This is a genomic window from Streptomyces adelaidensis, assembly GCF_016598475.1.
In the GTDB taxonomy this organism is placed as follows: domain Bacteria; phylum Actinomycetota; class Actinomycetes; order Streptomycetales; family Streptomycetaceae; genus Streptomyces; species Streptomyces adelaidensis.
Map to the genome: position 1 here is coordinate 115,930 of NZ_JAEMUX010000017.1, position 9,154 is coordinate 125,083.

At 69.0% G+C, this 9,154-nt stretch carries 8 protein-coding genes; 7 read left to right on the forward strand and 1 reads right to left on the reverse strand.

Annotated elements, in window-relative coordinates; genetic code table 11:
* The first annotated feature begins 17 nt into the window (after positions 1-17).
* The 6 genes from I8N67_RS12980 (at position 18) to pssA (ending at position 6,443) form a co-directional block, all read left to right on the forward strand.
* Positions 18-2,066: an ethylmalonyl-CoA mutase gene (locus I8N67_RS12980; protein ID WP_200303164.1), complete on the forward strand. Its 2,049-nt coding sequence runs from the start codon at positions 18-20 to the stop codon at positions 2,064-2,066.
* A complete protein-coding gene (locus I8N67_RS12985) occupies positions 2,063-3,037 on the forward strand; it encodes an HpcH/HpaI aldolase/citrate lyase family protein (protein ID WP_200303165.1) in 975 nt (324 codons plus the stop codon). Before I8N67_RS12980 ends, I8N67_RS12985 begins: the two co-directional genes overlap by 4 nt.
* 4 nt (positions 3,038-3,041) lie before the next feature.
* On the forward strand, positions 3,042-3,554 hold the full coding sequence (locus I8N67_RS12990) for a MaoC family dehydratase (protein WP_200303166.1): 513 nt from the start codon (positions 3,042-3,044) through the stop codon (positions 3,552-3,554).
* 2 nt (positions 3,555-3,556) lie between these two features.
* Entirely contained in the window at positions 3,557-4,762 is a 1,206-nt protein-coding gene (locus I8N67_RS12995) for an acyl-CoA dehydrogenase family protein (RefSeq protein ID WP_200303167.1), read from the forward strand.
* Positions 4,763-4,942: 180 nt separating this feature from the next.
* A complete protein-coding gene (locus tag I8N67_RS13000; protein ID WP_200303168.1) occupies positions 4,943-5,599 on the forward strand; it encodes a phosphatidylserine decarboxylase in 657 nt (218 codons plus the stop codon).
* Positions 5,586-6,443: a CDP-diacylglycerol--serine O-phosphatidyltransferase gene (gene pssA / locus I8N67_RS13005; RefSeq protein WP_200303170.1), complete on the forward strand. Its 858-nt coding sequence runs from the start codon at positions 5,586-5,588 to the stop codon at positions 6,441-6,443. The genes I8N67_RS13000 and pssA overlap by 14 nt, the downstream gene beginning before the upstream one ends.
* Positions 6,444-6,682: 239 nt before the next feature.
* On the opposite strand, the gene I8N67_RS13010 is transcribed toward pssA, so the two are convergent.
* The gene (locus tag I8N67_RS13010) at positions 6,683-7,852 is read right to left on the reverse strand and encodes a glycerate kinase (protein ID WP_200303171.1); all 1,170 of its coding nucleotides are present in this window, start codon (positions 7,850-7,852) and stop codon (positions 6,683-6,685) included.
* Positions 7,853-8,051: 199 nt separating this feature from the next.
* On the opposite strand from I8N67_RS13010, the gene I8N67_RS13015 reads away from it, so the two are divergent.
* Complete coding sequence (locus I8N67_RS13015; RefSeq protein WP_200303187.1) at positions 8,052-9,122, forward strand: ADP-ribosylglycohydrolase family protein; 1,071 nt, start codon at positions 8,052-8,054, stop codon at positions 9,120-9,122.
* The last annotated feature ends 32 nt before the right edge of the window (positions 9,123-9,154 follow it).

Below are 9,154 nucleotides of genomic sequence, written 5' to 3' on the forward strand. Positions count from 1 at the left end.
GACACCCGGGGTCATAGATGACTGAGCGTCAGTCCGCCGAGGACAAGCGGGAGAAGGACCGGCCGTGGCTCATGCGCACGTACGCCGGTCACTCCACGGCCGAGGCGTCCAACGAGCTGTACCGGCGCAACCTCGCCAAGGGCCAGACGGGCCTGTCGGTGGCGTTCGACCTGCCGACACAGACCGGCTACGACTCCGACCACATCCTCGCCCGCGGCGAGGTCGGACGGGTCGGGGTCCCGGTCGCCCACGTCGGTGACATGCGCCGGCTGTTCCAGGACATCCCCCTGGAGCAGATGAACACCTCGATGACCATCAACGCCACCGCCATGTGGCTGCTGGCGCTCTATCAGGTCGTCGCCGAGGAGCACGGCGCGGACATCACCCAGCTCCAGGGCACGACCCAGAACGACATCGTCAAGGAGTACCTGTCGCGGGGCACCCATGTGTTCCCGCCGGGGCCGAGTCTGCGCCTGACGACGGACATGATCGCGTACACGGTCTCCCACATCCCGAAGTGGAACCCGATCAACATCTGTAGCTACCACCTGCAGGAGGCGGGCGCCACGCCGGTCCAGGAGATCGCGTACGCGATGTCCACGGCGATCGCCGTGCTAGACGCCGTGCGGGACTCGGGGCAGGTCCCGGCCGAGAAGTTCGGTGATGTCGTCGCCCGTATCTCCTTCTTCGTGAACGCGGGCGTCCGCTTCATCGAGGAGATGTGCAAGATGCGGGCGTTCGGCCGCATCTGGGACAAGATCACCCGCGAGCGGTACGGCATCGAGAACGCCAAGCAGCGGCGTTTCCGGTACGGCGTCCAGGTCAACTCCCTGGGGCTGACGGAGGCGCAGCCGGAGAACAACGTCCAGCGCATCGTGCTTGAGATGCTGGCCGTGACGCTGTCCAAGGACGCCCGTGCGCGTGCCGTTCAGCTGCCGGCCTGGAACGAGGCCCTCGGGCTGCCCCGGCCCTGGGACCAGCAGTGGTCGCTGCGGATCCAGCAGGTGCTGGCGCACGAGAGCGATCTGCTGGAGTACGAGGACATCTTCGAGGGCTCGCACGTCATCGAGGCGAAGGTGACCGAGCTGGTCGAGGAGTCGCTCACCGAGATCGACCGGATCCAGGAGATGGGCGGCGCGATGGCCGCCGTCGAGTCCGGCTACCTCAAGTCGCAGCTGGTCTCCTCGCACGCCGAGCGCCGGGCCCGGATCGAGTCCGGGCAGGAGAAGATCATCGGCGTCAACATCTTCGAGTCGACCGAGCCGAACCCGCTGACCGCCGACCTCGACGCGGCGATCCAGACGGTCGACCCGGCGGTCGAGGCGCGGGTGGTCAAGTCGCTGCGGGACTGGCGCGACACCCGCTACCAGCCGCCGTTCAACCATCCGCGCCCCTGCAAGGCGCTGGAGCGGCTGAAGGAGGCCGCGCAGGGCACCGCCAACCTCATGGAGGCCACCCTGGAGTGTGCCAGGGCCGGGGTCACGACCGGCGAGTGGGCCGGGGCCCTGCGCGAGGTGTTCGGGGAGTTCCGGGCGCCGACCGGTGTCTCGTCCGCCCCGGTGGCGGTTCCGGCCGAGGAGGGCTCGGCCATGTCGGAGGTCCGCCGCAAGGTGGAGCTGACCGCGAAGGACATGGGCGTCGGCAAGCTCCGCTTCCTGGTCGGCAAGCCGGGCCTGGACGGGCACTCCAACGGGGCCGAGCAGATCGCCGTGCGGGCCCGTGACGCCGGGTTCGAGGTGGTCTACCAGGGCATCCGGCTGACGCCCGAACAGATCGTGGACGCGGCCGTCGCCGAGGATGTGCACGCCGTCGGGCTCTCCATCCTGTCCGGCTCGCACGCCCAACTGGTCCCCGATGTGCTGGAACGGCTGCGTGTGGCGGGAGCCACAGACATTCCGGTGATCGCCGGTGGCATCATCCCGAATGGAGACGCCGAACAGCTGAGGGCCGCGGGCGTGGCCGCGGTCTTCACCCCGAAGGACTTCGACATCACCGGCATCATCGGCCGCATCGTCGACGAGATCCGGAAAGCGAACAAGCTCGACCCCCTGGAGGTCCCCGCATGACCAGCCCTGTTCCTCAGGTGAACCGCCTTCGCCCGCGGCGCTCCTGCCTCGCGGTGCCGGGAAGCAACCCCCGCTTCCTGGAGAAGGCCCAGGGCCTCCCCGCCGACCAGGTCTTCCTCGACCTGGAGGACGCCTGCGCGCCGCTCGCCAAGCCCGAGGCCCGGCACACCATCGTCAAGTTCCTCAACGAGGGCGACTGGACCGGCAAGACGCGGGTCGTGCGCGTCAACGACTGGACGACGCAGTGGACGTACCGCGACGTCGTGACCGTCGTCGAGGGGGCGGGCCCGAACCTCGACTGCATCATGCTGCCGAAGGTGCAGAGCGCCCAGCAGGTCGTCGCTCTCGACCTCCTGTTGACCCAGATCGAGAAGACGATGGGCTTCGAGGTCGGCAAGATCGGCATCGAGGCGCAGATCGAGAACGCGCAGGGCCTGAACAACGTCAACGAGATCGCGACGGCCTCCCAGCGCGTCGAGACGATCATCTTCGGCCCGGCCGACTTCATGGCGTCGATCAACATGAAGTCGCTGGTCGTGGGCGAGCAGCCGCCCGGCTACCCGGCGGACGCCTACCACTACATCCTGATGAAGATCCTGATGGCCGCCCGAGCCAACAACCTCCAGGCGATCGACGGCCCCTACCTCCAGATCCGCAACATCGACGGCTACCGCGAGGTCGCGGGCCGCGCGGCCGCGCTCGGCTTCGACGGCAAGTGGGTGCTGCACCCGGGCCAGGTCGAGGCGTCCAACGAGATCTTCTCGCCCTCGCAGGAGGACTACGACCACGCCGAACTGATCCTGGACGCGTACGACTACTACACGTCCGAGGCGGGCGGCAAGAAGGGCTCGGCGATGCTCGGCGACGAGATGATCGACGAGGCCAGCCGCAAGATGGCCCTGGTCATCTCCGGCAAGGGGCGCGCGGCCGGCATGAAGCGCACCGGCAAGTTCGAGATTCCGGAGGCGTAGCGACATGCAGTTCGGGCGCACTTACGAGGAGTTCGAGGTCGGGGCGGTCTACAAGCACTGGCCCGGGAAGACGGTCACGGAGTACGACGACCATCTCTTCTGTCTCCTCACCATGAACCACCACCCGCTCCACATGGACAGCAACTACGCGGAGAAGACGACCGATTTCGGCAAGAACGTCGTCGTCGGGAACTACATCTACTCGCTGCTGCTGGGCATGTCCGTGCCGGACGTCTCGGGCAAGGCGATCGCCAACCTGGAGATCGAGTCGCTGAAGCACGTGGCGCCGACCTTCCACGGAGACACGGTCTACGGCCAGACGACCGTGCTCGACAAGTGGCCGTCCAAGTCGAAGAACGACCGCGGGATCGTGTACGTCGAGACCAAGGGCTACAAGCAGGACGGCACGCTGGTGTGCGTGTTCCGCCGCAAGGTGCTGGTGCCGACCGAGACATACATCAAGGAGCGCGGCGGTGAGCAGCCGGGCCGCCCCCAGCTCAAGGAGCAGGAGAAGTAGCCATGGCACGACTCGCCCAGACCCACGGGCTCACGGACGTCCAGCAGGAGATCCTGTCCACCGTCCGCGACTTCGTGGACAAGGAGATCATCCCGGTCGCGACCGAGCTTGAGCACCGCGACGAGTACCCGCAAGCGATCGTCGACGGACTCAAGGAATTGGGCCTCTTCGGCCTGATGATCCCCGAGGAGTACGGCGGTCTGAGCGAGTCCCTCCTCACGTACGCGCTGTGCGTGGAGGAGATCGCCCGGGGCTGGATGTCCGTCTCCGGGATCATCAACACGCACTTCATCGTGGCGTACATGCTCAAGCAGCACGGCACGCAGGAGCAGAAGGACCACTTCCTGCCGAAGATGGCGCTCGGTGAGATCCGGGGCGCCTTCTCGATGTCGGAGCCGGGCCTCGGCTCCGACGTGTCGGCCATCACGTCGAAGGCGGTCAAGGAGGGCGACGAGTACGTCCTCAACGGTCAGAAGATGTGGCTGACGAACGGCGGGACGTCAACACTGGTCGCCGTACTCGTCCGAAGTGACGAAGGACACCCCGAGGGCACGGCGCCCCACAAGTCGATGACGACCTTCCTCGTCGAGAAGGAGCCCGGTTTCGGGGAGGTCCGTCCCGGCCTCACCATTCCCGGGAAGATCGACAAGATGGGTTACAAGGGCGTCGACACGACCGAACTCATCATGGACGGACTGCGCATTCCGGCCAATCGTGTACTGGGCGGCACCACCGGCCGAGGGTTTTACCAAATGATGGACGGCGTCGAGGTCGGCCGGGTGAATGTGGCCGCACGTGGCTGCGGTGTCGCTCAGCGTGCATTCGAACTCGGTGTCCAGTACGCCCAGCAGCGGCACACCTTCGGAAAGCAGATCGCCCAGCACCAGGCGATCCAGTTCAAGCTGGCCGAGATGGCTACCAAGGTCGAGGCCGCCCATGCCATGATGGTGAACGCAGCGCGCAAAAAGGACTCGGGCGAACGAAACGACCTCGAAGCAGGAATGGCCAAGTATCTGGCCAGTGAATACTGCAAAGAAGTCGTCGAGGACGCCTTCCGGATCCACGGCGGTTACGGCTTCTCCAAGGAGTACGAGATCGAGCGCCTCTACCGCGAGGCGCCGATGCTGCTGATCGGTGAAGGTACCGCCGAAATCCAGAAAATGATCATCGGCCGTCGGCTGCTCGAAGAGTATCGATTCCAGGGCTAGCCGATGGCCGAATGTCCGATTAGGGGTGTTTCCTTCGAGAAGTAGGTCACACCCCGTCAGCACTGTTCGGCCGCCGACTCGGCTTCCTTGCTTGCCCAGTTGCGGCTCGCGCCCGGTACGATCCCCGGAAAGCCGCCGTCCCCAGTCACCGCGCGGCATCATCCGCTACGAAGGTCATCCATGCCCCACAGCCAAACCTCTGCACCACGCGACAGCCTGGTCGGCGTACGCCTCGCGCGCGGAGCATCGCCGTGGCTTCTCCCGACCGTCGCCACCGCAGCACTCAGCCTCGTCCGCGCGCGCCGTTCCGGCGCCGCCCGGGCCGTGGCCGTACCCGCCACCGCGCTGGCGGCGGGCATGCTGTGGTTCTTCCGCGACCCCGAGCGTGAGATCGCCCAGGGCCGGGTCATCTCGCCCGCCGACGGAGTGGTGCAGAGCATCATGCCGTGGAAGGACGGCCGCACCCGCGTCGCGATCTTCATGAGCCCGCTCAACGTCCACGTCAACCGGGCGCCGCTGTCCGGCACCGTGACGTCGGTCGAGCACATCCCCGGCGGGTTCGTGCCGGCGTTCAACAAGGAGAGCGAGAACAACGAGCGCGTCGTCTGGCACTTCGACACCGAGCTCGGTGACATCGAGATGATCCAGATCGCCGGCGCCGTGGCTCGCCGCATCGTCCCGTACCTCCCCGAGGGCACCAAGGTCGAGCAGGGTGACCGGATCGGGCTCATCCGCTTCGGCTCGCGCGTCGACATCTACCTGCCCGAGGGCGTGGAGATCGACGTCGAGGTGGGTCAGAAGACCGTGGCTGGGGTGACTCGCATTGACCGTGATTGATCCGGAGACACAGACGGGCTGGGTGCCCGAGGCGGACGAGGTGGCGGACGACGCGGAGGAAATGCCGCTGTCACTCCGCCTGTCGATAGCGGACACCCTCACCCTGGGCAACGCGACGTGCGGCTTCATGGCGGTGTACTTCACCACCACCGGCATCCTGATCCCGCACCTCACGGGCAGCCAGGAGTCGGGCATGGCCCGCCACAGCGCGGCCACCGCGGTGATCCTGATGCTGTGCGCGGCGATCTTCGACCTGTTCGACGGGCTGGTGGCGCGCAAGCTCCGCTCCTCGCCGATGGGCGCGGAGCTGGACAACCTCTCCGACCTGATCAGCTTCGGCCTGGCGCCGGCGTATTTCGTCCTCGTCTACGGCATGGTCGCGGACGACGCGCACCAGCGCGTGGCGGCGGTGGGCGCGATCGTCGTACTGCTGGCCGTGGTGCTGAGACTCGCGAGATTCTCCTGCGTCACGGTCAAGGACGGCACCTTCCAGGGCATGCCGTCGCCGTTCGGCGCGCTGACCGTCGTCTCGATCGTGCTCCTTGAGCTGCCCTTCGTGGCGACGCTCCTGGCGATCCTCGGCATCGCGTGGCTGATGGTGAGCCGGGTCGAGTACCCGAAGCCGCGGGGTCCCCTCGCGGGGGCGGTGCTCTCCTGGATCGTCCTCTCCATGGGTCTGCTGATGGCCTGGGCCTTCGACGCACCCGGCGGTCAGCTCCTCCTCCAGACCGGCTGCGCCCTGCAGCTCGTGATGGGCGCGGTGATCCCCCTCTTCGCCACGGCGCGGCGGGTGAACAACTTCCGCGGCAACCGGCGCGAGGCGCGGGCGGCGCAGCTGCCGTAGCCGTCCCGGCGGTGTGCGGGGCCGTGAGAGTCCCGAAAGCGCGACGAGGGCCCGAACCTTTTGGTTCGGGCCCTCGTCGCGTATCGGTGGTGGGGGTTGCTGGGCGGGGTGCCGGTCCGGTGGGGGGCTGGTCGCGCAGTTCCCCGCGCCCCTAAAAGCGAAAGACCAGGGGGCGCCCCCGCTTTTCAGGGGCATGGGGAACTGCGCGAGCGACCACGAACCACCCGCGGCCGAAGATCTCAGCTCAGGAAGTCCCGGCCGATCTGTTCCGCCACGTCCTCCAGAATCGGCCCCGCCTCGGCGATGCACCGCTCTACGTCGGGCTGGAGCTCGGTCAGCGGATAGGCACGGCGGATCCCGGCCCGCCCCAGCGCCTGCGGCGGCAACGCCAGCCGTCCGCAGACCGCGACAACCTCCTTGTCGGCGGCACGCGCGGCCGCGGCGACGCCCGCCGGGGCCTTGCCGTGGAGGGTCTGCTCGTCGAGGGACCCCTCGCCGGTGATGACGAGGGTCGCGCGGGCCAGCGCGTCCGAGAAGCCCAGGACGTCGAGCATGACCTCGATACCGGGCCGGAAGCGCGCGCCGAGGATCAGGGCCCCGTAACCGATGCCCCCCGCGGCCCCCGCGCCCGCCGCGACGGCGTGCTCGGCGGCCCGGCCCCCGATCGCCGTCTCCAGGACGGCCACGAAGTGGGTCAGGGCCGCGTCCAGCGTCGCCACGTCCTCGGGGCTCGCCCCCTTCTGCGGCCCGTACACGGCGGGGGCGCCCTTCGGGCCCGTCAGCGGGTTGTCGACGTCGCTCGCCAGGACGAAGTCGATCGACGCGAACCTCTCGTCGAGGTCCGACAGGTCCGCCGTCACCAGGTCGCGCAGACCTCCGCCGCCGGGCCCGACGGGCTTGCCCGCCTCGTCCAGGAAGCGCGCGCCCAGCGCCGCGAGCATGCCCGCGCCGCCGTCCGTCGTGGCGCTCCCGCCGACGCCGAACACGATGCTGCGGGCGCCGGCGTCGAGCGCGGCGCGCAGCAGCTCTCCGGAGCCGTACGTCGAGGCCGTGAGCGGTGCGAAGACCCCGGCGGGGAGCCGCTGCAACCCGCTGGCCTCGGCCATCTCGACGACGGCCGTGTCGTCGCGCAGCGCGTACGCGGCGGTGACGGGCTCGCCGAGCGGCCCGGTGACCCGTACCTCGCGCCGTTCGAACCCGGCCGCGACCGCCGCGGCCACCGTGCCGTCGCCGCCGTCGGCCACCGGCAGCGCCTCGACCGCCAGGTCGGGCCGGACGCGGCGCAGGCCCGCGGTGACCCGCTCGGCGACCTGGACGGCCGTCAGCGTGCCCTTGAACTTGTCCGCGGCGATCAGTACCCGCGGGGTCGCCCTGTCAGTTCCAGTCCCGTCCACTGCGGCGTTCGCCACCTCGCGTTCCCCTCGCTCATCGGGCCTTGCGCATGTCAAGGCAGTCGCGCCGCTGCGACCCTAACCGGATCGGACGCTGTCCGTCATGCCCTGTCCCGCCCACCGAACACCGGACGCCGGCTGGAGGGCTTCTGCGGGGCCTACGCCGTCCGCCGAGCGCCGGCGCCCGGAATTGGGTAGACCTTCAGCCATGACCGCCATGACCCCTGTGGGCACCGAACTCACCGACCGCGTTCTCGGGGGCTGGCTGGGCCGGATCGCGGGCAACATGCTCGGGAAACCGGTCGAGCAGGGCGACCTGTGGACGCGGGAGCGCATCGACCGCTATCTGCGGCAGGCCGAGGCCCTGCCCCTCACCGACTACCTGCCGGAGCCGGCCACCGAGAGCGACGGGCTGGCACTGCGGCCGGAGTGGCGGGAGTGCGTACGCGGCCGGATCCACGGCAGCTGCCGCGACGACGACGTCGACTACGCCATCCTCGGGCTCCACCTCCTGGAGACACACGGCTTCGGCTTCTCCACCGAGCAGGTCGGTGACCTGTGGCTGCTGCGGCTGCCGTATCTGCAGACGTTCACGGCGGAACGGGCCGCCTACCGCAACCTCGCGGGCGGGCTGAAGCCGCCGCTGACCGCCACCTACGACAACCCGTACCAGGAGTGGATCGGCGCTCTCATCCGTGCCGACATCCACGGCTGGACCTGTCCGGGCCGGCCCCGGCAGGCGGCCTCGCTGGCCCGGCGCGACGCGGTGCTCTCGCACACCGGGAACGGGGTGTACGGGGCGATGTGGGCGGCGGCGCTGGTCGCGGCGGCGTTCACGGCGCCCGGGGTGCGGGCGGCGGTGTACGAGGCGATGGCGGTGATCCCGGCGAGCTGTCGTCTCGCCAGGACGGTACGGCGGGTCGTCTCGCTGCACGACGCCGGGCTGACCTGGGAGGACACACTCGCGACGGTGGGCGAGGAGACGGCCGGGCTGGGCTGGATCCATGTCGTGCCGAACATCGCGGTGCTCACCGCCGGGCTGTTGTACGGCGAGGGCGACTTCACCCGCACGATCACGCTGACCGTCCGAGGCGGGCTGGACACCGACTCGAACGGTGCCACCGCCGGCTCGGTGGCGGGTGTGCTGTGCGGGGCGGCGGCGATCCCGGGCCGGTGGAAGGACCCGCTGGAGGACACCGTGCGCAGCGCCGTGTTCGGTTTCGACGGGGTGCGCATCAGCGAACTCGCGGAGCGCACGGTGCGGTTGGCGACGGAGTCCGCCGCCTGAACGCCCATTTTTCGCCTCCTGCGCGCCGTCTA